The 244-nt window shown below is 36.5% G+C and carries 1 protein-coding gene; it reads left to right on the top strand.

Annotated features, from left to right (window positions below; translation table 11 throughout):
* The coding region (locus ACY2RT_RS15555; protein ID WP_490156826.1) for a hypothetical protein at window positions 1-244 on the top strand (244 nt) is incomplete at both ends.

The following is a 244-nucleotide window of genomic DNA, read 5'->3' as shown; positions in this document are numbered from 1 at the left end:
TGGTGTTACCATGGAGTACAGGAAAGCAAATTTCGGTTTCTGAGTTTCCACTTGCCCAAATGATTGAGGACAAAATTAAAGTGGATAAAATTGATTTCTTTGATGAACAAAGCAGAAAACTGGTTAGAATTCTAAAAGAGACCAAGTACCCCTATCCACTCGAAGGAAATCGAGGTTCTTTAGGTGCTCATAGTACTATAACTTTAGTTTGGCTTTATGACAATATTGACGAATTTAAAGGTGC

The organism is Ulvibacter sp. 2210JD10-4, assembly GCF_058148525.1.
This window is presented reverse-complemented; position numbering and strand designations above follow the sequence as displayed.